The 26,059-nt window shown below is 67.1% G+C and carries 19 protein-coding genes; 11 read left to right on the forward strand and 8 right to left on the reverse strand.

The genetic code is table 11. The features are described from left to right. Window positions 1-3 precede the first annotated feature (3 nt). Together E7V67_001785 and E7V67_001790 are read right to left on the reverse strand one after the other, a co-directional pair. Window positions 4-732: a hypothetical protein gene (locus E7V67_001785; protein WUR13862.1), complete on the reverse strand. Its 729-nt coding sequence runs from the start codon at window positions 730-732 to the stop codon at window positions 4-6. 105 nt (window positions 733-837) lie between these two features. Beyond that, window positions 838-1,320 carry a CinA family protein gene (locus E7V67_001790; GenBank protein WUR13863.1) on the reverse strand — a complete coding sequence of 161 codons (483 nt, stop codon included), beginning with the start codon at window positions 1,318-1,320 and terminating at the stop codon, window positions 838-840. Between the two features lie 267 nt (window positions 1,321-1,587). On the opposite strand from E7V67_001790, the gene E7V67_001795 reads away from it, so the two are divergent. Both E7V67_001795 and E7V67_001800 read left to right on the forward strand, forming a co-directional pair. Next, the gene (locus E7V67_001795; protein ID WUR13864.1) at window positions 1,588-3,615 is read left to right on the forward strand and encodes a response regulator; all 2,028 of its coding nucleotides are present in this window, start codon (window positions 1,588-1,590) and stop codon (window positions 3,613-3,615) included. Then, window positions 3,615-6,215, forward strand: coding sequence for an EAL domain-containing protein (locus E7V67_001800; GenBank protein ID WUR16209.1), 2,601 nt, complete (start codon window positions 3,615-3,617; stop codon window positions 6,213-6,215). The genes E7V67_001795 and E7V67_001800 overlap by 1 nt, the downstream gene beginning before the upstream one ends. A 163-nt stretch (window positions 6,216-6,378) precedes the next feature. On the opposite strand, the gene thiL is transcribed toward E7V67_001800, so the two are convergent. Then, on the reverse strand, window positions 6,379-7,350 hold the full coding sequence (thiL, locus tag E7V67_001805; GenBank protein WUR13865.1) for a thiamine-phosphate kinase: 972 nt from the start codon (window positions 7,348-7,350) through the stop codon (window positions 6,379-6,381). 154 nt (window positions 7,351-7,504) lie between these two features. Between thiL and E7V67_001810 the strand changes: the two genes are divergently transcribed. Beyond that, complete coding sequence (locus tag E7V67_001810) at window positions 7,505-8,377, forward strand: transposase (protein ID WUR13866.1); 873 nt, start codon at window positions 7,505-7,507, stop codon at window positions 8,375-8,377. Window positions 8,378-8,396: 19 nt separating this feature from the next. Here the strand turns inward: E7V67_001810 and E7V67_001815 are convergent, their stop codons facing one another. Next, window positions 8,397-8,660: a hypothetical protein gene (locus E7V67_001815; protein WUR13867.1), complete on the reverse strand. Its 264-nt coding sequence runs from the start codon at window positions 8,658-8,660 to the stop codon at window positions 8,397-8,399. A 228-nt stretch (window positions 8,661-8,888) separates the two neighbouring features. Between E7V67_001815 and E7V67_001820 the strand changes: the two genes are divergently transcribed. The 6 genes from E7V67_001820 to E7V67_001845 all read left to right on the forward strand — a co-directional run bounded on the left by E7V67_001820 (window position 8,889) and on the right by E7V67_001845 (window position 16,158). Then, complete coding sequence (locus E7V67_001820; GenBank protein WUR13868.1) at window positions 8,889-11,207, forward strand: NADP-dependent malic enzyme; 2,319 nt, start codon at window positions 8,889-8,891, stop codon at window positions 11,205-11,207. 138 nt (window positions 11,208-11,345) lie between these two features. Further along, window positions 11,346-11,801 (forward strand): DUF2214 family protein, encoded by a 456-nt coding sequence (locus tag E7V67_001825; GenBank protein WUR13869.1) that lies wholly within the window; start codon window positions 11,346-11,348, stop codon window positions 11,799-11,801. A 126-nt stretch (window positions 11,802-11,927) separates the two neighbouring features. Further along, window positions 11,928-12,971: a GDP-mannose 4,6-dehydratase gene (gmd, locus tag E7V67_001830; GenBank protein ID WUR13870.1), complete on the forward strand. Its 1,044-nt coding sequence runs from the start codon at window positions 11,928-11,930 to the stop codon at window positions 12,969-12,971. Between the two features lies 1 nt (window position 12,972). After that, on the forward strand, window positions 12,973-13,929 hold the full coding sequence (locus tag E7V67_001835; protein ID WUR13871.1) for a GDP-mannose 4,6-dehydratase: 957 nt from the start codon (window positions 12,973-12,975) through the stop codon (window positions 13,927-13,929). Continuing rightward, complete coding sequence (locus E7V67_001840) at window positions 13,926-15,041, forward strand: glycosyltransferase family 1 protein (GenBank protein WUR13872.1); 1,116 nt, start codon at window positions 13,926-13,928, stop codon at window positions 15,039-15,041. The genes E7V67_001835 and E7V67_001840 overlap by 4 nt, the downstream gene beginning before the upstream one ends. Window positions 15,042-15,048: 7 nt before the next feature. Continuing rightward, complete coding sequence (locus E7V67_001845) at window positions 15,049-16,158, forward strand: glycosyltransferase family 4 protein (protein WUR13873.1); 1,110 nt, start codon at window positions 15,049-15,051, stop codon at window positions 16,156-16,158. A gap of 57 nt (window positions 16,159-16,215) precedes the next feature. On the opposite strand, the gene E7V67_001850 is transcribed toward E7V67_001845, so the two are convergent. Both E7V67_001850 and E7V67_001855 read right to left on the reverse strand, forming a co-directional pair. After that, entirely contained in the window at window positions 16,216-17,232 is a 1,017-nt protein-coding gene (locus E7V67_001850) for a response regulator (protein WUR13874.1), read from the reverse strand. Continuing rightward, window positions 17,229-20,609 carry an MHYT domain-containing protein gene (locus E7V67_001855; protein WUR13875.1) on the reverse strand — a complete coding sequence of 1,127 codons (3,381 nt, stop codon included), beginning with the start codon at window positions 20,607-20,609 and terminating at the stop codon, window positions 17,229-17,231. Before E7V67_001855 ends, E7V67_001850 begins: the two co-directional genes overlap by 4 nt. A gap of 293 nt (window positions 20,610-20,902) precedes the next feature. Between E7V67_001855 and E7V67_001860 the strand changes: the two genes are divergently transcribed. Continuing rightward, a complete protein-coding gene (locus E7V67_001860) occupies window positions 20,903-22,309 on the forward strand; it encodes an MFS transporter (GenBank protein WUR13876.1) in 1,407 nt (468 codons plus the stop codon). Next, on the forward strand, window positions 22,309-23,448 hold the full coding sequence (locus E7V67_001865) for an aldose epimerase family protein (protein WUR13877.1): 1,140 nt from the start codon (window positions 22,309-22,311) through the stop codon (window positions 23,446-23,448). Before E7V67_001860 ends, E7V67_001865 begins: the two co-directional genes overlap by 1 nt. 40 nt (window positions 23,449-23,488) lie before the next feature. Here E7V67_001865 and E7V67_001870 read toward each other — a convergent pair whose 3' ends face one another. Next, window positions 23,489-24,388, reverse strand: coding sequence for an SMP-30/gluconolactonase/LRE family protein (locus E7V67_001870; GenBank protein ID WUR13878.1), 900 nt, complete (start codon window positions 24,386-24,388; stop codon window positions 23,489-23,491). Next, window positions 24,388-25,962, reverse strand: a complete 1,575-nt coding sequence (locus E7V67_001875; GenBank protein WUR13879.1) for an aldehyde dehydrogenase (NADP(+)) — start codon at window positions 25,960-25,962, stop codon at window positions 24,388-24,390. The genes E7V67_001870 and E7V67_001875 overlap by 1 nt, the downstream gene beginning before the upstream one ends. Between the last annotated feature and the right edge of the window lie 97 nt (window positions 25,963-26,059).

Below are 26,059 nucleotides of genomic sequence, written 5' to 3' on the forward strand. Positions count from 1 at the left end.
CGCTTACCACTCCACTTTGTCGAGCTGCTCGAACAGGTCGCGGAACACGACCTTGATGCGCTGCTTTTCCATCACGTTGAACTTGTCGCTGGCTTTCACTTCCTCGAGCGTCATGCGCGCCGTGTTCATCTTCTTGACGTCCGCGCCGAACGTGTCGGCATTGCGCTGGGACAGGACGACGCGCCCGCGCACGCGACCGGAATTCTCGGCGTAGGTCTGCGATTCGATGAAGGCCTTGCCGGAGGCCGATTGCAACGGGCCGAAATGCTCGTTCTCCCACAGTACCAGCGGCACGTTGGCCGACTTGGCGGTGGAGACGAAGCCCATCGCCGTGTCGTGCAGCGTGTCGCCGCCGCCCACGATGGTGTGGATGTACACCTTGCGGCCGGAATCTTCGAGCAGGGCGAAGCAGTGGTTCTCCAACAGGTAGGCCAGCAGCGGCGAGAACGTGTTGGCGCCGTTGTCGATGACGCAGTTGCCGTCCGCCTCCAGGATGTCGATCATCAGCGCGTCGAACCGCTTCGGGTCGATCGTGCGCGCTTCCGTCATGACGGGGATATGCTTGACGTCCAGCGCCTTGTAGCGCGAGAACGTGGTGTTCTCCTGGTCGGTGTCGTAGCAACGCAGCGGCGTGTCGTCTTTCGACTTGAGCCACTGCGCCAGGATGGTCGAGACCAGGGTCTTGCCGATGCCGCCTTTACCCTGGAGGATGAAATGAACCGTGTTTTGCATCGATTGTTCTCCGAACGCGTGTAAGCCTTGCCCCGCGAACGCCGCCGCGGGTTCCAGCTGAACTATACAGGGGCAGGGCCCGGCACGCGAGGATGCGGCGCGCGCTCAGTCGATGAAGCGCAGCAGCCCTTGCAAGGCATGCACGACGGTCTGTTCGCGCACGGCATGACGGTCGCCGGAGAACACCAGGCGCTCGGTGTGGACGGTATCGCCGTTGGCCCAGCCGAAGCAGACGGTGCCGACCGGTTTGCCCGGCACGGCGCCCGTAGGGCCGGCAATACCGGTGGTGGAGACGGCCACGTGGGCATTGCTGCTGCCCAGCGCGCCCTGCGCCATCGCGGCGGCCACTTCCTCGCTGACGCTGCCGAACTGGGCGATCAGCGCGGCAGGCACTTCCAGCAGCTCCGTCTTGGACGCGTTGGAGTAGGTGATGAAGCCGCAATCGAACCAGCCGGTCGAGCCGGCGATTTCCGTGATCGCCTGCGCCACCCCGCCGCCGGTGCACGACTCGGCGGTAACCAGCAGCAATTCCTTGTCCTGCAGCGCGCGCCCTACCTGGGCGGCCAGTTCGTTGATGTCCGTGCTCACGTGTCCCTCCTTCGCTGTGGCGCCAGCTCCTGGCTTGTGCGGTCCATTCTAGCGCGACGTCCGCGCGCACGGCCACGCGCGCAGGAAAATATTTGTCAAATGCAAAACACTTGTCCGGGTAATCACGCGCCGCCGTCCGCCAACTGAACGATAGAATAGGCGCCAGGAGAACAAGGTGACGCAATTTCCAGGACTCAACCGGCGGTGCTGGCAGGTCAAGGCGATCACGGCCCCGTTCGTCCCTGCGCGGCAGCGTGGAGGCCGGCCGTGATCCGGCTGCGTTCCCTGCGCCACAAGCTGCTTGGCGTCATCGCCATGGTGATCCTGCCCGCCATGCTGGTGTCCATCAGCACGGTGGTCGCCTACGACCTGCACGTCTACCAGCAGACCATCCGCGACGACATGCGCACCCAGGCCGAGCTGCTCGGCCACATGAGCGCGCCGGCGCTGACGTTCGACGACCAGCGCCTGGCCCAGGAAAACCTCAGCCTGCTGCGACTGCGCCCCAAGGTCAACGCCGGGGCCATCTACAACGCGCGCGGCGCCTTGTTCGCCCGCTATGCGGCACCCGACCAGAAACCCGTCATTCCGGCGCGCGTCGGCCAGCCCGGCTTCCAGTTCCAGAGCGGCAAGATGCAGCTGTTCCAGCCCATCTACGACAATGGCGAGCTGCTGGGCACCGTCTACCTGCGCGCGGACTACGAGATGATGGACCGCTTCCTCGACTACGTGCTGATCGGCGTGCTGGCCGCGCTGCTGGCGCTGCTGATCGCCTGGCTGGTGATGCGCCGCCTGAACGAGGTGATCACGCGGCCGATCCTGAATGTGGCGCACGTGGCGCGCGAGGTGATGAAGACGGGCGACGTGTCGCGCCGCGCCGAGCGCTTCGGCGAGGACGAGGTGGCCGAGCTGGCCGAGTCGTTCAACAAGATGCTGTCCGATATCGAGAGCCGCAAGCGCGAGCTGGAGAACTCGAACCGCGAGATCGCGCGCGAGGCCGAACAGCGCGCGCTGGCGCAGCAGGAGGTGATGCGCCTGAACGCGGAGCTGGAACAGCGCGTGCACGAGCGCACGATGCAACTGGAACTGGCCAACGGCGAGCTGGCGATGGCGATGGAGGAGGCGAAAAGCGCCAACCAGGCCAAGTCCGCGTTCCTGTCCTCGATGAGCCACGAGCTGCGCACGCCGCTCAACGCCATTCTCGGCTTCGCCCAGATCCTCACGTCCGACAAGCTGCCCTCCACCCTGGCGCAGAAGAAGGAATTCGCCAACCACATCCTGAAATCCGGCCGCCACCTGCTGGCGCTCATCAACGAAATCCTGGACCTGGCCAAGATCGAGTCGGGCGCCGTGGCGCTGTCGATGGAGCCGGTGGCGCTGGCCGACATCCTGCAGGAATGCGAGACGATGATGGCGCCGCTGGCGGGCCAGCGCGGCATCCGGCTGCTGTTCCCGCAGCAGGTGTCGTACAACGTGACGGCCGACCGCACGCGCCTGAAGCAGGTGCTGCTCAACCTGCTGTCGAACGCCATCAAGTACAACCGCGAGGGCGGCGCCGTCGTGGTCGACTGCACCACCAGCGCGGCCGAGGTGCTGCGCATCTCCGTGCAGGATACCGGCATGGGCCTGAAGCAGGAGCAGGTGCGCATGCTGTTCCAGCCGTTCAACCGGCTGGGCCAGGAGTCCGGCGCGGAGGAGGGTACGGGCATCGGGCTGGTCGTCACCAAGCGCCTGGTCGAACTGATGGGCGGCACGATCGGCGTCTCCAGCAGTCCCGGCGTGGGCAGCGTGTTCTGGATCGACCTGAAGACGACGTTGCCGGTGCCGTCGCCGCTGGAAGGCCTGATGCCGCCACCGAGCGGCGACGGGCCGCTGCGTGAGCGCGACAACATCACGGTGCTGTACGTCGAGGACAACCCCGCCAACCTGAAGCTGGTGCAGGAGATCATCAGCTTCCGCCCCGAGCTGCGCCTGCTGACGGCGCCGGACGGCCAGCTGGGCCTGGAGCTGGCGCGGGCGCACCTGCCGGACCTGATCCTGATGGACATCAACCTGCCCGGCATCAGCGGGCTGGAGGCGCTGCGCCTGCTGCGGGCCGAGCCGCGCACGGCCCACATCCCCGTCATCGCGCTGACGGCCAACGCCATGCCGCGCGACGTGGAACGGGGAATTGCGGCAGGATTCTTCCGATACCTGATCAAGCCGATCAATATCGACGAATTTACCGAGGCCATCAACAGCACGATCTCCTGGCTGGCGGAGCGTGCCCATGCCGAGGCCGGAAGGGAAGAATGATGATCAGCCGGGCCGACATCCTGAACGCCAGCATCCTGATCGTGGACGACCAGCCCGTCAACGTGCAGCTGCTGGAATACCTGCTGCAATCGACAGGCTATGCCAACGTCCGCTCCACCACCGACCCGCGCGTGGTGGCCGACTGGCACGCCGAGCACCGTTACGACATCATCATCCTCGACCTGCAGATGCCGGGCATGGACGGCTTCGACGTGATGGAGGCGCTGCGCCCGCTCGAGCCGGACAGCTACCTGCCGGTGCTGGTCGTCACGGCCGAGCCGGACAAGAAGCAGGCTGCGCTGGACGCCGGCGCGCGCGACTTCGTCACCAAGCCGTTCGATCCGGTCGAGGTGCTGACGCGCATCCGCAACCAGATCGAGGTGCGCCTGATGCAGCGCGAGGCCAGGCGCCACAACACCATCCTGGAGCAGACGGTGCGCGAGCGCACGGCCGACCTGCAGCGCTTTCGCAGCGCGATGGATGCCACCGCAGACGCCATCTTCCTGATCGACACCGGCACGATGGACCTGGTGGACGTCAACGACGGCGCCTGCCGCATGCTGGGCTACACGCGGCGCCAGCTGCTGGCGCTGGAACCGGTCCGCATCGGGCTGGGCCATCGGGAGGACCTGCAGCGCCAGGCAGAGGCCGCGCTGGCGCATGGCGACCTGCGCTCGCCCACGCTGACCGAAACCGAGTTGCTGCGCCAGGACCACGCCACCGTGCCGGCCGAGGTGTACTGGCAGCTGCAGCAGGGTGGCGAAGCTGGCGACGGCGTGCGCCAGCGCACGCTGATCTGCGTGGCGCGCGACATCAGCGAACGCCGCCGTGCCGAGGAGCTGCTGGCCCACGCGGCCCATTACGACAGCCTGACCGGCCTGCCCAACCGCACGCTGTTCTACCGCACCCTGATGGACGCGATCGAGCTGGCGCGCGACAAGGAATGGCGCATCGTCGTGCTGTTCATCGGCCTGGACCGCTTCAAGAGCGTCAACGATTCGCTCGGCGCGGGCATGGGCGACGTGCTGCTGCGCGAATTCTCCAACCGCCTGGTGCAGTGCGTGCGCATCCGCGACACCGTCGGCCGCCTGGGCGGCGACGAGTTCGGCCTGATCCTGACGATGACGCGCGACCAGCACGACGCGGTGCTGGTGGCGAATGAAGTGCGCGACGCGCTGCGCGCACCGTTCCAGCTGGGCGAGCACCAGGCCACGCTGACGGCCTCGATCGGCATTGCCGTCTATCCGGACGACGCGGGCGACCCGGAAACGCTGGTCAAATACGCCAACACGGCGATGACGCAGGCGAAGGAGGCGGGCAGCGACGCCTACCGCTTCTTCACGGCGGGCATGAACGTGCAGGTGCTGGCGCGGCTGGACCTGGAGATGGCGCTGCGGCGCGCGCTGGACCAGGACGAGCTGGAACTGCACTACCAGCCCAAGGTCAACCTGCACACGGGCCGCATCAGCGGCGCCGAGGCGCTGCTGCGCTGGAACCGGCCCGGCCACGGCATGGTCTACCCGGCCGAATTCGTCAGCGTGCTGGAGGAAACGGGCCTGATCGTGCGCACCGGCGCGTGGATCATCGACGCGGCCTGCCGCCAGATCGCCGCGTGGCTGGAATCGCCGGTGGGGCCCATCCACGTCGCCGTCAACGTGGCGTCGCGCCAGTTCGTCGAGGGCGACCTGGAACGGGACATCAACGAGGCGCTGGAGCGCCACGAGGTGCCGCCGGAGCTGCTGGAGCTGGAGCTGACGGAAACGGCGCTGATGTCGAACGCCGAGCGCACCATCGAGGTGCTGACCAAGCTGCGCGAGCTGGGCATCAAGGTGGCGATCGACGACTTCGGCACGGGCTATTCCTCGCTGGCCTACCTGCAGCGCTTCCCGATCGACAAGCTGAAGATCGACATCGCCTTCGTGCGCAACATCACGACCAACCCGAACGACGCGGCGATCGCGCTGGCCATCATCAGCATGGCGCACAGCTTGAAACTGCGGGTGGTGGCGGAAGGGGTGGAAAGCCGGCCGCAGCTGGAATACCTGCGCCGCAACCGTTGCGACGAAGTGCAGGGCTTCTTCTTCAGCCGGCCGCTGTCGCCGGGCGACATGGGTCAGCTCGTCGTCAACGGCAAGGCGCTGCCGCCGGACCCGAACGCGGCCAGCGAGCCACCGCAGACGCTCTTGATCGTGGATGACGACGTCAACGTGCTGTCGTCGCTGCACCGGCTGTTCCGGCGCGACGGCTACCGCATCCTGACGGCCGCGTCGCCGGCGGAAGGCTTCGACCTGCTGGCGCTGCACCCGGTGCAGGTGATCGTGTGCGACCAGCGCATGCCCATCATGAGCGGCACGGAATTCCTCAGCAAGGTGAAGGACATGTACCCGGACACGATCCGCATCATCCTGTCCGGCTACACGGGTCTGGAAGCGATGCTGGACTCGATCAACCGCGGCGCGATCTACCGCTTTTACACCAAGCCCTGGGACGACATCCAACTGCGCGACAATATCCGGCTGGCGTTCCACCACTACTGGCTGATGCATGGCAGCGGGCGGCAGGCCGGCAAGCCGGGCGAGGATCACACCGCGCTGCCATAAACTGCCCACGGCTTACCTGGAGCCGCCGCAGACGCTCACAGGCTTGGGGTCTGTCCCTTTTGGGACTGACCCCGGTTTTAATCGCGGGCAGCAAGTTCACGATAAAAACCGGGGTCAGTCCCCGTGCGGGGACAGACCCCAAGCGCGCGAACGCCGATGGTGCTCAAGCAAAGTGATCGAACCCCGCCAGCGCCAATTCAAGCGGCGCGCCCGCCCCATCGACCAGCCGCAAGCCGGCCTGCGCCTCGATGCGCCCAACCCGCGTCACCGCCGTCCCACACGCGGCACCCGCGGCCACGATGCGCTCACGCTGCGCCGGGTCGGCCGTGAAGCACAACTCGTAATCGTCGCCACCGGCCGCCGTGAACGCGCGCCGCAGCCGCTGTTCCTGCCGCGCCAGCGCGGGTCCGGCGGGCAGCGCATCCACGTCCAGCGTGGCGCCCACACCGGAGCGCGCCAGGATGTGCCCAAGGTCACCGACCAGGCCATCGGAGATGTCGATGGCGGCGCGTGCCAGCCCCTGCGCCGCCAGTGCCACGCCCAGCGCCACCCGCGGCGTCGGCTGATGCATGCGGGTGGCGGCTGCCGCCAGCGCGTCCGCATCCAGCGCCAGCTCGCCGCGCAAGCCGGCCAGCGCCAGGCGCGCGTCGCCCAGCGTGCCGGAGACCCAGATGTCGTCGCCCGGCCGCGCGGCGTCACGCCGCAGTGCCCGGCCCGGCGCCACTTCACCGAACACGGTGATGCAGATGTTGAGCGGACCCTTGGTGGTGTCGCCGCCGATCAACTGGCAGTCGTGCGCGTCGGCCAGCGCGAACAGGCCGCTGGAAAAGCCGTGCAGCCAGTCGCGCTCGGCGGCCGGCAGCGCCAGCGCCAGGGTAAAGCCGACGGGCCGCGCGCCCATCGCCGCCAGGTCCGAGAGGTTGACGGCCAGACTTTTGTGACCGAGCCGGCGCGGGTCTTCGCCAGCGAAGAAGTGCCGGCCCTCGACCAGCATGTCGGACGAGATGGCCGTCTGCATGCCGCTAATCGCCGCCAGCAGCGCGCAGTCGTCGCCGATGCCCAGCACCGCGCGCTGTGGCCCACTGCCGGCGGGGCGGTCGAAGTATTGTTTGATCAGGTCGAATTCGGAAAGCATGGGGGCATTGTACCGAAGGGCAAAACCGGGGTCAGGTCTGGCAATCGGACATTTCCACGCCCTCAGCCGCCACACGCCACCGATTTGATCCATATCACATCCCCCTGCGGTCGAGGTCAACCCTGGCCACCATGGCAAGCGGTACCGTTGCGCGATGACCCGTCCCCTTCGCCTCGAATTCCCTGGTGCCTGCTATCACGTGACGTCGCGTGGCGATCGCCGCGAGGAGATCTATCGTGACGATTCCGATCGCCTGGTCTGGCTGGACGGATTGGCCACGGTCTGCCAGCGGTTCAATTTCCTGGTGCATGCCTACTGCCAGATGGGGAATCACTATCACCTGGTGGTCCAGACGGCGGAGGGCAATCTGTCGCAGGGGATGCGTCATCTGAACGGTACATATACCCAGCGCTTCAATCGCCGCCATCAGCTGGCGGGTCATCTTTTCCAGGGCCGCTATCATGCGGTGCTGGTGCAGCGCGGCAGCCACCTGCTGGAGCTGGGCCGCTATGTCGTCTTGAACCCGCTGCGCGCGGGATTGGTCAAGTCTCTCGACGAGTGGCCGTGGAGCAGCCATCCTTATGTTCTCGGCAGGTACCGGGCGCCGGCCTGGCTGGATGTCGACGGGCTATTGCGCCAGTTCGGCCCTGAACGCAGCCGTGCCTTGCAGGCGTATGCCCGTTTTGTTACCGAAGGCGTCGGGTGCGCGAGTCCGTTGGAGCGTGCCCAGCATGGACTAGTGCTGGGCGATGACGACTTCGTCGCGTGCCATCGCACGCCTGTCCCCGGTGAACTGCTGCGTGAAGTCTGCAAGACCCAGCGGCGGCTGTTTGCCATGTCCCTGCACGAATATGAGCAGGAGTATCCCGAGCGTGATCGGGCGATGGCACAGGCGTATCGGTCCGCAGCTTACACAATGGCACAGATCGCTGAGCATTTTGACGTCTCGCTGAAGACTGTCAGCCGCGCGGTCCAGCGGTGTGAGGATGCGGAAGCCCGGCAGATGCCGGGCGTTGCAGGGGAGTGAGTGGAAAAATGTCCGAATGTCAGACCTGACCCCGGTCTTGGTCGTCGTTGCCGGAGGAGTCGGAGGCCCGCGTCGTGATCATGGACGCGGTGCCGCTCTCGGCATGTTCGCCCTTCTCGCGGCTGCGCGCCGACTGGACGCCGCTGTAACGCCGGGCCATCGAATAAACGTACACCGCGACGGCCGTGACGCCACAGGCCGCGGCTGGCCCGACGCCAAAGAAATATGCGACCGCTCCCATTATCGAGAGTACGATGCCGAGTACCAGAATGCGCCTGATCATGATCCGCTCCCATGGCGGCAAGGCCGCCGTCAGGAAGCATTATTGCTCGAATCCCTGCGGAAAGCTCGGAGCGATCATTTATCGGGGCCCGATAGCAAAACCGCATTGCACCATCAAATTCCATAGGAAAACAGTTATCGCCGATCCGTCGGTGAAAATACCTACTTTGTCAATAGAGTGAGTCTGCTAAAATCAAGGGATTTTTCAGAGCACCTAGGGAAGGCAGTAATGGATTCGTCATCTGACAAGAAAGAGGAACTGCGTCAACAACTGCGTCTCGCGGCGCTGGAATATCACGAGTGCCCACGTCCGGGCAAGATCAGCGTGACCCCGACCAAGCAGCTGACGAACCAGCGCGACCTGGCGCTGGCGTATTCGCCCGGCGTTGCCGCTCCCTGCGAAGAAATCGTCGTCGACCCCGCCGCCGCCTACAAATACACGGCGCGCGGCAACCTGGTGGCCGTCATCTCGAACGGCACCGCCGTGCTGGGCCTGGGCAATATCGGCGCGCTGGCGTCGAAGCCCGTCATGGAAGGCAAGGGCGTGCTGTTCAAGAAGTTCGCCGGCATCGACGTGTTCGACATCGAGATCAACGAGCAGGACCCGGACAAGCTGATCGACGTGATCGCCGCGCTCGAACCCACGTTCGGCGGCGTCAACCTGGAAGACATCAAGGCGCCCGAGTGCTTCTACATCGAGCGCGAGCTGCGCAAGCGGATGAAGATTCCCGTCTTCCACGACGACCAGCACGGCACCGCCATCATCGTCGGCGCCGCCATCCTGAACGGCATCTCCCTGGTCGGCAAGAACATCAAGGAATGCAAGCTGGTGGTCTCCGGCGCGGGCGCCGCGGCGCTGGCCTGCCTCGACCTGATCGTCGATTTGGGCTTCCCGATCGAGAACATCTACGTGACCGACCTGGCCGGCGTGGTCTACAAGGGCCGCACCGAGCTGATGGACCCGGACAAGGAACGCTTCGCCCGCGACACCACCGCCCGCACCCTGGGCGAGGTGATCGCCGATGCCGACATCTTCCTGGGCCTGTCCGCCGGCGGCGTGCTGAAACAGGACATGGTGCGCCAGATGGCCGCCAAGCCGATCATCCTGGCGCTGGCCAATCCGAATCCGGAAATCCTGCCGGAAGACGTCAAGGCCGTGCGCGACGACGCCGTCATCTGCACCGGCCGCTCGGACTATCCGAACCAGGTCAACAACGTCCTCTGTTTCCCGTACATCTTCCGCGGCGCCCTCGATTGCGGCGCCACGACGATCACGCGCGAAATGGAAATCGCCGTGGTGCACGCGATCGCCGAGCTGGCGCACGCGGAGCAGTCCGACATCGTGGCCACGACCTACGGCTTCACCAACCTGTCGTTCGGCCCGGAATACCTGATCCCGATGCCGTTCGACCCGCGCCTCTTGATCAAGATCGCGCCAGCCGTCGCCAAGGCGGCGGAGGATTCGGGCGTGGCCACCCGTCCGATCAAGAACCTGGAAGCGTACGCCGACAGCCTGCAGGAATTCGTCTACCGCAGCGGTACCTTCATGAAGCCGCTGTTCTCGGTGGCCAAGGGCACGCACCCTGACCTGAAGCGCATCGTCTACGCCGAAGGCGAGGAAGAGCGCGTGCTGCGCGCCGTGCAGGTGGTCGTCGACGAGCGCCTGGCGCGCCCGATCCTGGTCGGCCGTCCCGCCGTGCTGGAACAGCGCATCGAGAAGTTCGGCCTGCGCCTGAAGCTGGGCATCGACTTCGACGTGATCAACCCGGACTACGACGACCGCTACCGCGATTACTGGAGCGCCTACTACGAACTCACCAACCGCAAAGGTGTGACGGAGGAGTATGCAAAGCTGGAAATGCGCCGCCGCCACACGCTGATCGGCGCCATGATGATCAAGAAGGGCGACGCCGACGGCATGATTTGCGGCACCTTCGGCACCACCCAGCTGCACCTGCACTACATCGACCAGGTGCTGGGCAAGCGCCCGGGCGCCAACGTCTACGCGGCGATGAACGTGCTGGTACTGCCGGAGCGCCAGCTGGTGATGGTCGATACGCACGTCAACGAGAACCCGACGGCGGAACAGCTGGCCGAGATCACGCTGATGGCGGCCGAGGAAATGCGCCGCTTCGGCCTGTCGCCGTCCGTCGCGCTGCTGTCGCACTCGAACTTCGGCTCCTCCAACAGCGAGTCGGCGCAGAAGATGCGCGCCACCCTGAAACTGGTGCAGGAACGTGCGCCGGACCTGGAGATCGACGGCGAGATGCACGGCGATACGGCGCTGGATTCGAAGCTGCGCAAGAAACTGATGCCGAACTCGCGCCTGGAACGCGACGCCAACCTGCTGGTGGCGCCGAACATCGATTCGGCCAACATCGCCTACAACCTGGTGAAAACGGCGGCCGGCAACGGCATCGCCATCGGCCCGATCCTGCTGGGCTGCGCGGCGCCGGTGCACATCCTGACACCGTCGGCCACCGTGCGCCGCATCGTCAACATGACGGCGCTGTGCGTCGTCGACGTGGTGGCGCAGCGCAAGGGCTGACCAGGACCGCTGGCAACCTCCGGCTCCAACCCCGCCGGTGACAGGCTCCCGTCTCCAGGTCTTCGACCTGGAGACGGGAGCCTGTCACCATGGGTTCACACTGTTTACATCGACTTGCGGCCGCGCTAGAGTAGCCGCATGACCGACCTCGTCCTCGCCATCACCCATCACCTGATCGTGTTCGGCATCGCGGCCGTGCTGGCGGCCGAGCTGGCACTGATGCGTCCCGCGGCGATGTCGCCGCATACCGTGCGGCTGCTCGGCCGTTTCGATGCGGCCTATGGCGCACTGGCCGTCGCCATCCTGGCGATCGGTTTCGCGCGCGTGTGGTTCGGCGCCAAGGGCCCGGACTTCTATCTTCCCAACCACGTGTTCTGGACCAAGGTCGGCGCGTTCGCCGTGGTCGGCCTGTTGTCCATCAAGCCGACCTTGCGCATCCTCGCCTGGCAGAAGGCGCTCAAGGCCAACGCCAGCTTCGTACCGCCACTGGACGAGGTGGACACGCTGCGCCGGCGGCTGCTGGTCGAGATCCACGTGTTCGCGCTGATCCCCGTTTTTGCCGCCCTGATGGCGCGCGGCATCGGTCTCGGCTGACGGTAAAATTGCCGTGTAACAAGATGTAATTAATGTAATTCGCCTGCCGCAGCGGGGCGTCCGGTATGCATGCCTCTGTTACAATGTTGGGCTTCACGGTCAATTCGTCACTGGGTATCCAACACTATGCAAACCACCAAACGCGCCCTGGTAACGGGCATCTCGGGCCAGGATGGCGCCTATCTCGCGCAACTGCTGCTGGAAAAAGGCTATGAAGTCACCGGTACGTTCCGTCGCACGAGTTCCGTCAACTTCTGGCGCATCGAGGAACTGGGCATCCAGAACCACCCGAACCTGAAGCTGGTCGAGCATGACCTGACGGACCTGTCGTCGTCGATCCGCCTGCTGCAGAATGGCCAGTTCAGCGAGATCTACAACCTGGCCGCGCAGAGCTTCGTCGGCGTCTCGTTCGAGCAACCGCTGACCACCGCCGAAATCACCGGCCTGGGCGCCGTGAACCTGCTGGAAGCGATCCGCATCGTCGATCCGAAGATCCGCTTCTACCAGGCGTCCACCTCCGAAATGTTCGGCAAGGTGCAGGCGATCCCGCAGAAGGAAGATACCCCGTTCTACCCGCGCAGCCCGTACGGTGTGGCCAAGCTGTACGCGCACTGGATGACCGTCAACTACCGCGAGTCGTACGGCATCTTCGGCTCCTCCGGCATCCTGTTCAACCACGAGTCGCCACTGCGTGGCCGTGAGTTCGTCACCCGCAAGATCACCGACTCGGTCGCCAAGATCAAGCTGGGCAAGCTGGACGTGCTGGAACTGGGCAACCTGGATGCCAAGCGCGACTGGGGCTTCGCCAAGGAATACGTGGAAGGCATGTGGCGCATCCTGCAGGCCGACCAGCCCGACACCTACGTGCTGGCGACCAACCGCACCGAGACCGTGCGCGACTTCGTGACGATGGCGTTCAAGGCAGCCGACATCGCCATCGAATGGCAAGGCGAGGGCGAAACCGAGACGGGCCACGACGCCCAGAGCGGCAAGGTGCTGGTGCGCGTCAGCCCGAAATTCTACCGTCCGGCCGAAGTGGACCTGCTGATCGGCGATCCGGCCAAGGCCAAGGCCGTGCTGGGCTGGGAGCCGAAGACCACGCTGGAAGAGCTGTGCCAGATGATGGTCGAGGCCGACCTGCGTCGCAACCAAGCCGGCTTCTCGTTCTGACATGAGCGCCGTCCTGCCGCCGTTGCAGCTGTTGTCCGGCGCCCGCGAAGGGGCGGGCAAGCGTGCCCTGGTCACCGGTATCGCCGGCTTCACCGGGCGGTACGTGGCGCAGGAACTGGCCCTGGCGGGCTATGAGGTGTATGGCACCGCCACGCCAGCCGCGGATGGCACGCTGCCGCCCAACGTCCTCGGCGTCGACCTGCTGGACCGCGACGGCCTGGCCGCCGCGGTGCGCGAAGCGGCGCCGGACGTCGTGGTGCACCTGGCCGCGATTGCGTTCGTCGCCCACTCGGACGTCGAACAGATCTACCGCGTCAACGTGGTCGGTACGCGCAACCTGCTGGAAGCGCTGGCGCAGGCGCCGAAGAAGCCGTCTTGCGTGCTGCTCGCGTCCAGCGCGAACATCTATGGCAATACCGATGTGCCGGTGATCCACGAGGACGTGCCGGCGGCACCCGCCAACGACTACGCCGTCAGCAAGCTGGCGATGGAATACATGGCGCGGCTGTGGATGGACAAGCTGCCCATCGTCATGGCTCGTCCCTTCAATTACACGGGCGTCGGCCAGGCCGACAACTTCCTGCTGCCGAAGATCGTCTCGCACTTCCGCCGCAAGGAAGCGCGCATCGAGCTGGGCAACCTGCACGTATGGCGCGATTTTTCCGACGTGCGCATGGTCGCGGCGGCGTATCGCCACCTGCTGGCGGCGGCGCCGGGCGGCAGCGCGGCGCAGCGCGTCTTCAACGTCAGCTCCGGCAGCGCCTGGTCGCTGGGCGAGGTGCTGGACATGATGGCCGACATCGCCGGCTACCGCATCGACGTGCACGTCAACCCTGCCTTCGTGCGCGCCAACGAAGTCGAGCGCCTGACGGGCGACAACCGGCGCCTGCAGGCTGTCGTCGGCACGATCACCCCGCCGCCGCTGGCCGAAACGCTGCGCTGGATGTACGAGGCGTGACTCCAGGGCTGCCCCGCATCGGCCTGGCGACGACGACGACGGAACCCGGGCTGACGGGCGGCCGTCTCGACGGAATCGGTGTCTACAGCCGCGCACTGCTGCGCGAGCTGCCGGGGGCCGGTTGCGCCGTGCAGCCTTTTTCGTTCGGTCCGGCCGCCGCATTGACCGTTGGCCGTCCGCTGCCGCGCTCCCTGCCGCTGGCCATGCTGGCCGACGTCGCGGGCGCGCGCATGGCGCTGGACGTGGACCTGTATCACGCCACCGACTACCGCATCGTGCGCATGAACTGCCCCGTCGTCGCCACGCTGCACGACGCGCTGCCGATCGCGCATCCGGAGTGGTGCAACCCGCGCTTGCGCGGCCTGAAGAACTGGTTGCAGGCGCGCGGCGCGCGCCAGGCCGACCACGTCATCGCCGTCAGCCGCTATGCGATCGCCGAGCTGGTACGATTCTTCGGCGTGGACGAGCGCCGCATCAGCGTCGTCCACAACGGCGTCGACGAGGCCTGGCTCGATCGCGTGCCGGCACAGCAGGTCGAAGCCACGCTGCGCGAGCTGGGCCTGCGCCCCGGCTACTTCCTGACGGTCGGAACGCTGCAGCCGCGCAAGAACGTCGAGCGCCTGCTGCAGGCGTATCTCGGCCTGCCGGCCAGCATCCGCGCGCAGCGCCAGCTCGTCGTCGTCGGGGCGCCCGGCGCGCGCAGCGAGGACGCGGTCAACCGCATCCGTGCCGCCCAACAGCATGGCGAGAACGTCGTCTGGCTGAGCAGCCTGACGAATGTCGACCAGCTGCGCCACGTGTATGCCGGCGCCGGGGTGTTCGTCTTTCCGTCGCTGTATGAAGGCTTCGGCATTCCCGTGGTGGAGGCGTTCGCGTCCGGCGTGCCGGTGGTGGCGTCGAACACGACGTCGCTGCCGGAGGTGACGGCGGGCGCTGCGATCGACGTCGATCCGTTGTCGGTGACCGCCATCGGCAGCGCCATGCTGGAACTGGCGCGCGACGAGGCGCTGCGCAAGCGCTGCAGCGCGGCCGGCACGGTGCGCGCGCTGCAGCTGACCTGGCGCGAGACGGCCCGCCACACCGCGGCCGTGTACCGCTCGATCCTCAAGTAAACAAGTCATGCGCGTTCTTCACTTCTACAAGACCTATTTTCCCGAGTCGCGCGGCGGCGTCGAGCAGGTGATCCGCCAGATGTGCGTGGGCACCAGCCGGCTGGGCGTGACGAACGAGGTGCTGACGCTGACCCGCGGCGGTGCCGCCGACAGTTTCGACATCGACGGCCACCTGGTACACCGCGTGCCGCAGGCCTTCGAGATCGCGTCGAACTCGGTGTCGTTCGGCGTCATCGGCAAGCTGGCCGAGCTGGCGCGCCAGGCCGACGTGATCCATTACCACTTCCCGTGGCCGTTCATGGACCTGGCGCACTTCCTGGCGCGCGTGGACAAGCCCAGCGTGGTGACGTACCACTCCGACATCGTGCGCCAGAAGGCGCTGCTGAAGCTGTACTCGCCGCTGATGCACCGCTTCCTGGCCCGGGTGGACGCGATCGTCGCCACGTCACCGAACTATTTTGCCTCGTCCGAGATCCTCAAGCGCTACAACGGCAAGGTCCATACGATCCCGTTCGGGCTGGACAAGTCGACCTATCCGCTGCCGCGTGCCGACCTGCTGGACAAGTGGCGCGCCCGGGTGGGCGAGCGCTTCTTCCTGTTCGTCGGCGTGCTGCGTTATTACAAGGGTCTGCACATCCTGCTGGACGCGATGGCGCGGCTGGACTACCCGGTCGTCATCGTCGGCGCCGGCCCGATCGAGCAGGAACTGAAGCAGCACGCGGCGCGCCTGGGCCTGACGCACGTGCAGTTCGTCGGCGCAGTGGACGAGGACGACAAGGTGGCGCTGCTGACGCTGTGCTACGCGATGGCGTTCCCGTCGCATCTGCGCTCGGAAGCGTTCGGCATCTCGCTGCTGGAGGGCGCGATGTACGGCAAGCCGATGATCTCCAGCGAGATCGGCACCGGCACCACCTACATCAACAGCCATGGGGAAACAGGCCTGGTGGTGCCGCCCAGCGATCCGGAGGCCTTCGCCGCGGCGATGCGCACGCTGTGGGAAAACCCGCAGCTGGCGGCCGACATGGGGCAACGCGCCGAGGCCCGTTACTGGAAATTGTTCGCGGCCGAGAAGATGGCGCAGGACTACCTCGACCTGTACCACCGCCTGGTGGGCTAGCGCCGTCCAAACAGCCGAGTCCGTGACCCCCAGGTGGACACGGGCTGGGCGGTTAGCCTAGCGCTCCGCCCACTTGTCCATGATGGCGCGGATGGCCGGCAACTGCTGCAGGAACAGGTCGACCAGCTCCGGGTCGAAGTGGCGGCCGCGCTGCTGCTTCATGTACTGCACCGCTTCCTCGACGGGCCAGGCGGCCTTGTACGGCCGCGCCGAGGTCAGCGCGTCGAACACGTCGGCGATCGCGACGATGCGGCCCACCAGCGGGATCGCGCTGCCGGCCAGGCCGTTCGGATAGCCGCTGCCGTCCCATTTTTCGTGGTGCGTCAGCGCGATGTCGCGCGCCAGCTTCAGCATGCCGTGCGGGTGTTCGCCGATGATGTCGCCGCCGATCAGCGCGTGCGACTGCATGATGGCCCACTCGTCCTTGTCCAGCGCGGCCGGCTTCTGCAGGATGCGGTCGGGGATGCCGATCTTGCCCACGTCGTGCATCGGCGCCGCGTGCAGCAGGTCGTCCGCCTGCGTCTCGTCCATGCCGACCGCCACGCCCAAGAGGCGCGCGTAATGGCTCATGCGGATCACGTGCATGCCGGTCTCGTTGTCCTTGTACTCGGCGGCCAGGCCCAGGCGCTGCACGATCTGCAGCCGGGTTTCCTTCAACTCGTCCAGCCGTACCAGCGACAGGTGGGTGCGCACGCGTGCCCGCACGATCGGCGCGCTGACGGGCTTCGTGATGTAGTCGACGGCGCCGGCGTCGAAGCCTTCCACCTCGTCCTCGGGCGAGGACAGCGCGGTGACGAAGATGACGGGAATCCCGGCCGTGGCGGGATCGGCCTTGAGCTGGCGACAGGCGTCGTGGCCGCTCATGCCCGGCATCATGACGTCGAGCAGGATCAGGGCGGGGCGTTCCTGGCGCGCCAGCTCGAGCGCGCGCGCGCCGTCCTTGGCGAACAGCAGCCGGTACTGGTCCTGCAGGATCTGGCGCAGCAGCTGCAGGTTGGAGGCCTCGTCGTCCACCGCCAGGATCAGCGGCGGTTGCGGCGTGGTGGCGGCGGGTCGGAAGGTCTGGTCGTTCATGAGCTGGATTCCGTATCGGGGGTGAAGACCGTGGCGAGGATCATATTAAGCCTCGTTTCGGCCAGCGTGAAGTCGAAGTCGCCCAGTGCCATCTGCAGCGGGGCCAGCGCGGCCGGGGCGACGTGTCCCTGCAACGCGGCCGACAGCCGGGCCAGCGCGTCGTCGTCGAGCGCGCCGCGGGCCAGCGCGCGCTGCAGCGCGGCGGCGGCCGATTGCACGGCGTCGAGGTCGAGCACCGCGCTCGCGGGTGCTGCCTCGGCGGTGGGCGCATCCGGGCAGCGGCCTTGCGCCGCCCGTGCCTGCGCCAGTTGCGGACCCAGGCGGGCCAGCGCAGCGTCCAGCGCGGCACGGGCCCGCTCGCTTGCGGTCCCGGCGACGCAGGCCGTGGCGCATTGCTCGATCTCGGCCAGCAGTACCGCCAGCTGTTCGAAGCCGACGTTGGCGGCGACACCGCGCACGCGGTGCGCCAGCATCTGCACGGCCGCATGGTCGCCGCGTCCCGCCAGCGCCGTCAGCGTGGCGTCACAGCCGCCATGCTCGTCGGCGAAACGGCACAGCGCCGCCTGCAGCGCGGCCTCGTTGCCGCCCCAGCGCAGCAGCGCGGCCGCGCGATTCAGCACCAGCGGCCCGGCCGCGTTGAGCGCCACCATGGCACCCACCGCTTCCAGCCCCAGCACGCGTGCGATCTCGTGCGACAGGGCATACCAGTCGACCGGTTTGGATGCGAAGCCGTCCATGCCGGCGGCCATGCTGGCCTTACGGTGCGCTTCCAGCACGCTCGCCGTCATCGCCACGATGGGCACGCGCGGCCGCCCATTGCACTGCGCCTCGGCGCGGATGATGCGGGTGGCCGCGAGCCCGTCCACGTGCGGCATCTGCACGTCCATCAGGATCACGTCGAAGTCGTGGCGCGCGGCCAGCTCGGCGGCGTGCGCGCCGTCGTGCGCCAAGGTCAGCGTGTGACCGCGCTTGCTCATCAGGAGTCCCAGCAGCTCCAGGTTCTGCGCCACGTCGTCGGCCGCCAGCACCCGCAGCGGCGGCAGCTCGAAGGCGATGCGCTGGCGCTGGGTTTGCTGGCGCAGGCGCTCCGGCTGCAACGCCGGCGTCAGCGGCAGCAGCACGTGGAAGGTGCTGCCCTGGCCCGGCGTGCTCTCGGCCCAGATGCGGCCGCCCATCAGTTCCACCAGCTGCTTGCTGATCGTGGTGCCCAGGCCCGTGCCGCCGAAGCGGCGCGTCATCGAGGCATCGGCCTGCGTGAACGGGTCGAAGATGGCGGCCAGGCGGTCCGGCGCGATGCCGATGCCGGTGTCCGTGACGGCGATGCGCAGCTGTTCGCCCTCGGCCGCGACGCTGAGCGTGACGCTGCCCGCGGCGGTGAACTTGATCGCGTTGTCGAGCAGGTTGGTCAGCACCTGGCGCATGCGCAGTTCGTCGCCGTGCTGCCAGGGCGACAGGTCGGGAGCGTAGGCGATGTTCAGCGCCAGCCCCTTGCCGCGTGCCGTCGTGTTGTAGGTGGACGAGAGCTGGTCGATCAGCGCCAGCAGGTTGTAGTCGTCCAGTTCGAGTTGCACGGCGCCTTTTTCCAGTTTGGCCGTGTCGAGGATCTCGTTCAGGAGGCGCAGCAGCGCACGGCCGGCGTTGCGCACCGTGTCGAGGTGGGCGCGCTGCTGCGGCTGCAGTTCGCCGTCCAGCAGCACGTCGGTAAAGCCGAGGATGGCGTTCATCGGCGTGCGGATCTCATGGCTCATGTTGGCCACGAACGAGGCGCGTGCCGCGGCGGCCTGCTCGGCCTTTTCCTTGGCCAGGCGCAGGTCTTCTTCCATCTGGCGGCGCTCGGTGATGTCGAGGATGACGCCATCGACCCAGCGCGGCATGCCGTCGTCGCCCATGACGGGCGCGCCGTGCTCCCATACCCAGCGCCAGCTGCCGTCCGCGTGGCGCAGCCGGTATTCGACCGTGTAGGCACTGCCGGCGGCGACAGCTTCGCCGCACAGCGCCAGCACGCGCGGCAGGTCGGCGGGCGAGATCAGCTCGATCAGCGTGCGTTGGCGGGCCGCGCCCGTGAAATCGGCGGCCGGATAGCCGGTGACCAGCTCGACACCGTCGCTGAGGAATTCGATCGAGTAGTCGGCATCGGCATGGCAGCGGAACGAGATGCCGGGGATGTTGCCGATCAGGGAGCGGAACTGGCGCTCGCTGTCGCGCAGTGCCTGCACCATGGCACGCCGTTCGCTGATGTCGGTAATGAACAGCACGAACAGGTCGCGCCCCGTCAGGCGCGCGTGGCCGACCGCGCGCCGGATCGGCACGTGGCTGCCGTCCTTGCGCAGGCCCAGCACCTCGCTGCCGGCGCGGGTCAGCTGGTCGTCGCCGGTTTTCAGGAAGTACAGGAAGCCGCTCTGCTCGGACGCGGCCTGGTCGGCCATCAGCGTGGCGATGTGGCGGCCCACGATCTCGTCGCGGCGCCAGCCGAAGATGCGCTCGGCCGACAGGTTGAACTCGTGGATCGTGCCGTCGCGGTCGACCGTGATGACGCCGTCCACGGTGGTCGTCAGCAGGGCGCGCATCCAGCTTTCGCTGCGGTGCAGCTGGCGGTACATCTCGCGGTAGCGCAGCAGGCCGTTGGCGCCCATGACGACCACGGTAAACAGCACGGTAATGGCGCTGACGGCCAGTGCGACGAAATCGGTACTGCCCGCGCTCGCGCCGGGCGCCGGCGTGCCGACGAAGCGCGCGGCCGCCATGCCCGTGTAGTGCATGCCCGTGATCGCCCCGCCCATCACCAGTGCGCTGATGGCCAGGCGCTGGCGATGGCTCAGGCGTTGGCGCAGGCCGCGCAGGCCGAAGCGCACGCCCAGCGCGACGGTCGCCAGCACGACGGCGACGACGATCGACAGCGCGAACATCCACGGGTCGTAGCGCAGCTGCAGGCCGGTGCGCATGGCCGCCATGCCGCTGTAGTGCATGGCGCCGATGCCGGCGCCGACCAGCAGGCCCCCCGTCAGCAGCACGCCGCGCGTCAATGTGGGCCGGCTCAGGATCGCCAGCGCGACGGCGGCAGCGGCGAGGCCAGGCAGCAGCGACAGAAAGGTCACCACGGGATCGTAGTGGGTCGGCGTGCACAGGTCGAAGGCCAGCATGCCGATGAAATGCATGGCCCAGATGCCGGAACCCAGTGCCAGCGTGCCGGCCAACAACGCGCCCATGCGCAGCACGGGACTGTTGGCGCCGCGCGAGTGGCCGGCCATTTGCAGGCCCATCAGCGAAGCGAACACGGCCACCAGCAACGACAGCACGACCAGGCGCGGCTCATGGATGCCGTATTGCAGCAGCGAAGGGTCCGCCGGCGGCGAAAACAGGTCGGTCAGCGTCATCATGGGGAATCGCGGGGGGAGGTCGGCTCCACCTTATCATATTTTCCCCTTGGAAATTAATGATTTACGGAAATTACGTAGACAGGGGCGGGGCATGGATGACCCGCGTTGCGGTGTCGCGACAGGCAAGGCGCGGACGGGCCCTGGTTTTCAGGAAAATTGCCCGGAACAGGGGACTATGCCGGGGACTTGATTATTTCTTGCTTAACGTCTTGTTAGGTTGTACGATGACATACAACTTAGGGCTGCTCTCGCTGGAGACCGAGAGATCGACGATAACCAAACCAAGTGATCCCATGAAGCTGAACGACCCTGTCAGCCAGCCGAGCGCTGGCGCACGCGGCGCCACCGCCGTCGGCAATTACCGCTGGACGATCTGCGCGCTGCTGTTCTTCGCCACCACCGTCAATTACCTGGACCGCCAGGTATTGAGCCTGCTGGCGCCGCAGCTCACAAAAGAATTCAACTGGTCCAATACCGACTACGCCAACATCACGGCGGCGTTCCAGTTCGTGTATGCGCTGTCGATGGTGTTCGCCGGCCCGATCGTCGACCGCATCGGCACCAAGCGCGCCTACCTGTGGGCGATCGCCGTGTGGTCCGGCGGCGCCATCATGCACGCCTATTCGGTGCCGATGGGGCATGCGGTCGGCAGCGCGCTGGGTGCGCTGGGCATGGTGACGGCGCCGGCTTCGATCATCGGCTTCATGTTGTCGCGCGCCGTGCTGGCGGTGGGCGAGGCGGGCAACTTCCCCGCCGCGATCAAGGCCACGGCCGAATACTTCCCCAAGCGCGAGCGCTCGTTCGCCACCGGGATCTTCAACTCCGGCGCCAATATCGGCGCCATCCTGGCACCGTTGACGGTGCCCTGGATCGCGATCAACTGGGGCTGGCAGGCCGCCTTCATCGTCATCGGCGCCATCGGCTTCGTGTGGATGATCGCGTGGCAGATGCTGTTCGATACGCCGGAGCGGCAGAAGCGCCTGTCGAAGGCGGAGCTGGCGTACATCCGCAGCGATGCACCGGCCGCGACGACGTCCTCCGCCCCAGCCGGCGCCAAGGTGCCCTGGTTCCGCCTGCTGGCCTACCGCCAGACCTGGGCCTTCGCCTTCGGCAAATTCATGACGGACGGCGTGTGGTGGTTCTTCCTGTTCTGGCTGCCGAAATACCTGGCCTCCACCTATGGCATGGGGCCGGCCGACATCGTGCTGCCGCTGGCCGTGTTGTACAGCATGACGATGATCGGCAGTATCGGCGGCGGCTACTTCCCCGCCTACTTCATGGACAAGGGGGCGTCGCCGTACGACGGCCGCATGAAGGCGATGTTCGTCATCGCCTGCTTCCCGCTGGTCGTGCTGCTGGCGCAGCCGCTGGGGTCCATCAGCTACTGGATGCCCGTGCTGCTGATCGGCGTTGGCGCGTCGGCGCACCAGGCCTGGTCGGCCAACCTGTTCACGACCGTCTCGGACATGTTCCCGCAACGGACCGTCGCCTCCATCGTCGGCATCGGCGGCATGGCCGGCGGCCTCGGTGGCGTCGCGGTGTCGAAGGTGGGCGGCTGGCTGTTCGATTATTATGGCGCACAGGGCCAGCTGGCCACCGGCTACATGATCATGTTCGCGTTCTGCGCGCTGGCCTACCTGCTGGCTTGGGGCGTCATGAAGACGCTGGTACCGCGCTACAAGGAAATCACGGACCTCTGATGCGACGATCGTTCTGCGCCGCCCTGCTGGCCGCTGCGGGGGTGGCCAGTGCCACCGGCATCGCCGTGCAACCGTATGGCACCACAAGCGCCGGCGCCGCCGTCGAGAAGGTCACGCTGACCAACGACCGCGGCATGACCTTGGCCTACATCGACTACGGTGCCACCATCGTGGCCGCGACGGCGGCCGACCGGACCGGCGCGCGCCGCAACGTCGTGCTGGACTTGCCGGACCTGGCGGCCTACCAGCGCAGCACGCGCAAATGGGGCGCCATCATCGGCCGTTACGCCGGCCGCATCGGCGGCGCCCGTTACACGCTGGACGGCAAGACGGTGCGGCTGCAGCCGAACCTGCGCGGCCTGACCATCCACGGCGGCCCGCCCGGTTACGAACAGCGTGTGTGGCAGCGCCGCGACTTCGCCGACAGCGCCTCGATCGGCTCCGTCTACACCCTGGTCAGCCCGGACGGCGACCAGTCCTTCCCCGGCACGCTGACGCTGCACGTGACCTACCGCCTGCTGCGCGCCAGCGACGAGTTCCGCATCGAGTACGAAGCGGTGACGGATGCGCCCACGGTCGTCAATTTCACGAACCACGCCTACTTCAACCTGGCGGGTGCCGGCAGCCGCGGCCTGGCCTCGCACCGCTTCCAGTTCGACGCCGACCGCTACGCCGTCACGGACGCGAACCGCGTACCGACGGGAGAGCTGGCCAGCGTGGCCGGCACGCCACTGGACTTCCGCAAGCCCGCCAGTGCCGCGGCGCGACTGCAGGCGCCTTCCGTCCTGCTGGGCGATCCGCCCGGTTTCGACCACAGCCTGGTATTTGGCAAGCAGCCGGGTCAACTGGCCACCGTGGCCGTCATCGACGACACGAGCAGCGGCATCCGGATGGAGATCGGCACGACGGAACCGTCGGCGCAGTTCTACACGGCCAACGCGTTCGATGGAAAAGAGGTGGGCGTCAGCGGCACGGCTTACCAGCGCTATGACGGCTTCGCATTCGAGACCCAGCACCTGCCGGACAGCCCGAACCAGCCGTCATTCCCCAGCACGGTGCTGCGGCCGGGCGAAGTGTTCCGCTCCACCACAAGCTTCCGCTTCAAAAAAGAGGGACAGACCCCATTTTCCGGGAAATAGTTGCCAAAAATCGGGGACAGTCCCCGATTTTTGGCAATTTTCAGAACGCGCAGGGCGCGTCGGCCAGGCCCTGCACGCCGGGGCGCAGCAGCACGACGGCGCCGCCCCATTCGGCGTCTTCCGGCTTGCCGGAGACGATCGACGTGACGATCAGGGTCTTCAGGTCGTCGCCGCCGAAGGTGCACATCGACGGTTTGAGGAAGGGCAGGTCGATGCGCCGATCCAGCTTGCCCTCCGGCGTGAAGCGCAGCAGGCAGCCGGCGTCGTTGGCGCAGCTCCAGTAGCAGCCGTCGGCGTCGACGACGGCGCCGTCCGGCCGGCCCACGTGTTCGGCCAGGTTGGCGAACACGCGCCGGTTCGACGGCACGCCCGTCGCGACGTCGTAATCGAATGCCCACACCAGGCGGCTGTTGGGATGCGAATCGGACAGGTACATCGTGCGCCCGTCGGGCGACCAGGACAGCCCGTTCTGCGTGAACAGGCCAGAGACAATGGGCGCCGACAGGCCGTTCGCATCGTAACGGTACAGCTGGCCGATATCCTTCCCCGCGCTCATGTCCATGAACATCGTGCCGCTCCAGAAGCGGCCCTGGCGGTCGGTGCGGCCGTCGTTGAAGCGCATGCCCGCGCCCAGCTCGGCCGGCTTGCCCAGCAGCGTGACGGCCACGCTGCCGTTGTCGATCAGGTCGCTGCTTTCCAGCTCGACCTTGAACATGCCCGTCTCCATGCCGGCGATCAGCCCACCGCGCGCGCGCGGCGCCACGCAGGCCACCATCTCGGGGGCCTGCCACGAGCGCGTGCGCCCGGCGGCATCGAGCCGCCAGATGCACCTGGCCGGAATGTCGACCCAGTACCACGCGCGCGCGGCGGCATCCCACGCCGGGCTTTCGCCCGTCGCGCACTGCACGCCGGCGATGCGTTCGATCGACAGGCCTGCCATTACTTCAGCACCAGCTCACCGTCGACGACGCGCGGGATCGCCAGCGGATTGTCGCCCGCCAGCGCGGCCGGCAGCAGCTCGGCCGGCACGTCCTGGTAGCACACCGGGCGCAGGAAGCGGTCGATCGCCGACGCGCCCACCGAGGTGGAGCGGCTGTCCGAGGTGGACGGGAACGGCCCGCCGTGCACCATCGCGTGCGCCACTTCGACGCCGGTACCGAAGCCATTGAACAGGATGCGACCGGCCTTGCGTTCCAGGGTCGGCAGCAGTTTTTTCGCGATGGCGATGTCCGCGCCCGTCGCGTGCACCGCCGCCGTCAGCTGGCCTTCGACGTGTTCGGCCACCTCGATCAGCTGCGCTTCGCTGTGGCAGCGGATCAGCAGCGAGCACGGGCCGAAGATTTCGTCTTCCAGTTCCGGCTTGGCCAGGAACGTGGCGGCATCGGTCGTGTACAGCGCGGCCACCGCACTGCACGGGTTGTCCGTGGTCTGGCCCTGCGCCAGCAACGTCACGCCCTCGACCTTGCCCAGCTTGGCCACGCCGGTGGTGTAGGCCTGGTGGATGCCCGGGGTCAGCATCGTGGCGGCGCCCTTGGCCTGCAGCGCGCTGACGGTGCCTTGCACGAACTTGTCCAGGGCCGGCGACTCCAGCGCGATCAACAGGCCCGGATTGGTGCAGAACTGGCCGGCGCCGAGCGTCAGCGAGTCGGCGAACTGCTGCGGCAGTTTTTCGTTGGCCAGCGCGCCTTCCAGCAGGAAGACCGGATTGATGCTGCTCATTTCCGCGTACACGGGGATCGGCTCGGGGCGCGCCGCCGCCGTCTTCATCAGCGCGATGCCGCCCGCGCGCGAGCCGGTGAAGCCGACCGCCTTGATGTGCGGATGGCTGACCAGGTTCTGGCCGATGCTCTGGCCGGCGCCGATCAGCATCGAGAACACGCCTTCCGGCATGTCGCTGTCGATCGCGGCCTGCTGCACGGCCTTCGCCACCAGCTCGGAAGTGCCCAGGTGGGCCGAGTGGGCTTTCACCACGACCGGGCAGCCGGCGGCCAGCGCGGAGGCGGTGTCGCCGCCAGCCACCGAGAAGGCCAGCGGGAAGTTCGACGCGCCGAACACGGCGACCGGACCCAGGCCGATCTTGCGCAGGCGCAGGTCGGGGCGCGGGGCTGGCGCCCGGTCGGGCAGCGCCGAATCCAGCGTGGCGGAGAGGTAGCGGCCATCGCGCACGACTTTCGCGAACAGGCGCAGCTGATTGCAGGTGCGGCCACGTTCGCCTTCCAGGCGTGCCTGCGGCAAGCCGGATTCCTGCATGGCGCGTTCGATCAGCGCCGGGCCCAGGTCCATGATGCGGTCGGCGATGGTCTCGAGGAACTTGGCGCGCTGCGCCGGCGTCGTCTCGCGGTAGCGGTCGAAGGCCTGCCACGCCAGCGTGCAAGCCTGTTCCAGTTCGGCTTGCGACGCCAGGCCGAAAGGCGGCTCGATCTGCGCGTTGCGCGACGGGTCGACAGCCTTGACGGTACCTTCCTTGCCCAGCACGGCCTTGCGGCCGATGATCATTTCACCCTTGATTTCCATGTGTTCTCCTGTTGGCCGCGTGCCAGCTGGCGCGCGGCGGTTGTCATATCGGCCGGCAGAATAGATCGATGCGGGCCGTGGCCCGCATCGGTTTTGC

This window comes from [Empedobacter] haloabium (genome assembly GCA_008011715.2).
Lineage (GTDB): Bacteria > Pseudomonadota > Gammaproteobacteria > Burkholderiales > Burkholderiaceae_D > Rugamonas > Rugamonas haloabia.

Excerpts from the sequence above, each read along its gene's own strand:
- E7V67_001860 (WUR13876.1), top strand. The coding sequence starts at position 20,903 with ATGAAGCTGAACGACCCTGTCAGCCAGCCGAGCGCTGGCGCACGCGGC.
- E7V67_001855 (WUR13875.1), bottom strand. The coding sequence starts at position 20,609 with ATGATGACGCTGACCGACCTGTTTTCGCCGCCGGCGGACCCTTCGCTG.
- E7V67_001835 (WUR13871.1), top strand. The coding sequence starts at position 12,973 with ATGAGCGCCGTCCTGCCGCCGTTGCAGCTGTTGTCCGGCGCCCGCGAA.
- E7V67_001870 (WUR13878.1), bottom strand. The coding sequence starts at position 24,388 with ATGGCAGGCCTGTCGATCGAACGCATCGCCGGCGTGCAGTGCGCGACG.
- E7V67_001825 (WUR13869.1), top strand. The coding sequence starts at position 11,346 with ATGACCGACCTCGTCCTCGCCATCACCCATCACCTGATCGTGTTCGGC.
- E7V67_001785 (WUR13862.1), bottom strand. The coding sequence starts at position 732 with ATGCAAAACACGGTTCATTTCATCCTCCAGGGTAAAGGCGGCATCGGC.
- E7V67_001875 (WUR13879.1), bottom strand. The coding sequence starts at position 25,962 with ATGGAAATCAAGGGTGAAATGATCATCGGCCGCAAGGCCGTGCTGGGC.
- gmd (WUR13870.1), top strand. The coding sequence starts at position 11,928 with ATGCAAACCACCAAACGCGCCCTGGTAACGGGCATCTCGGGCCAGGAT.
- E7V67_001845 (WUR13873.1), top strand. The coding sequence starts at position 15,049 with ATGCGCGTTCTTCACTTCTACAAGACCTATTTTCCCGAGTCGCGCGGC.
- thiL (WUR13865.1), bottom strand. The coding sequence starts at position 7,350 with ATGCTTTCCGAATTCGACCTGATCAAACAATACTTCGACCGCCCCGCC.
- E7V67_001850 (WUR13874.1), bottom strand. The coding sequence starts at position 17,232 with ATGAACGACCAGACCTTCCGACCCGCCGCCACCACGCCGCAACCGCCG.
- E7V67_001815 (WUR13867.1), bottom strand. The coding sequence starts at position 8,660 with ATGATCAGGCGCATTCTGGTACTCGGCATCGTACTCTCGATAATGGGA.
- E7V67_001865 (WUR13877.1), top strand. The coding sequence starts at position 22,309 with ATGCGACGATCGTTCTGCGCCGCCCTGCTGGCCGCTGCGGGGGTGGCC.
- E7V67_001820 (WUR13868.1), top strand. The coding sequence starts at position 8,889 with ATGGATTCGTCATCTGACAAGAAAGAGGAACTGCGTCAACAACTGCGT.
- E7V67_001810 (WUR13866.1), top strand. The coding sequence starts at position 7,505 with ATGACCCGTCCCCTTCGCCTCGAATTCCCTGGTGCCTGCTATCACGTG.
- E7V67_001800 (WUR16209.1), top strand. The coding sequence starts at position 3,615 with ATGATCAGCCGGGCCGACATCCTGAACGCCAGCATCCTGATCGTGGAC.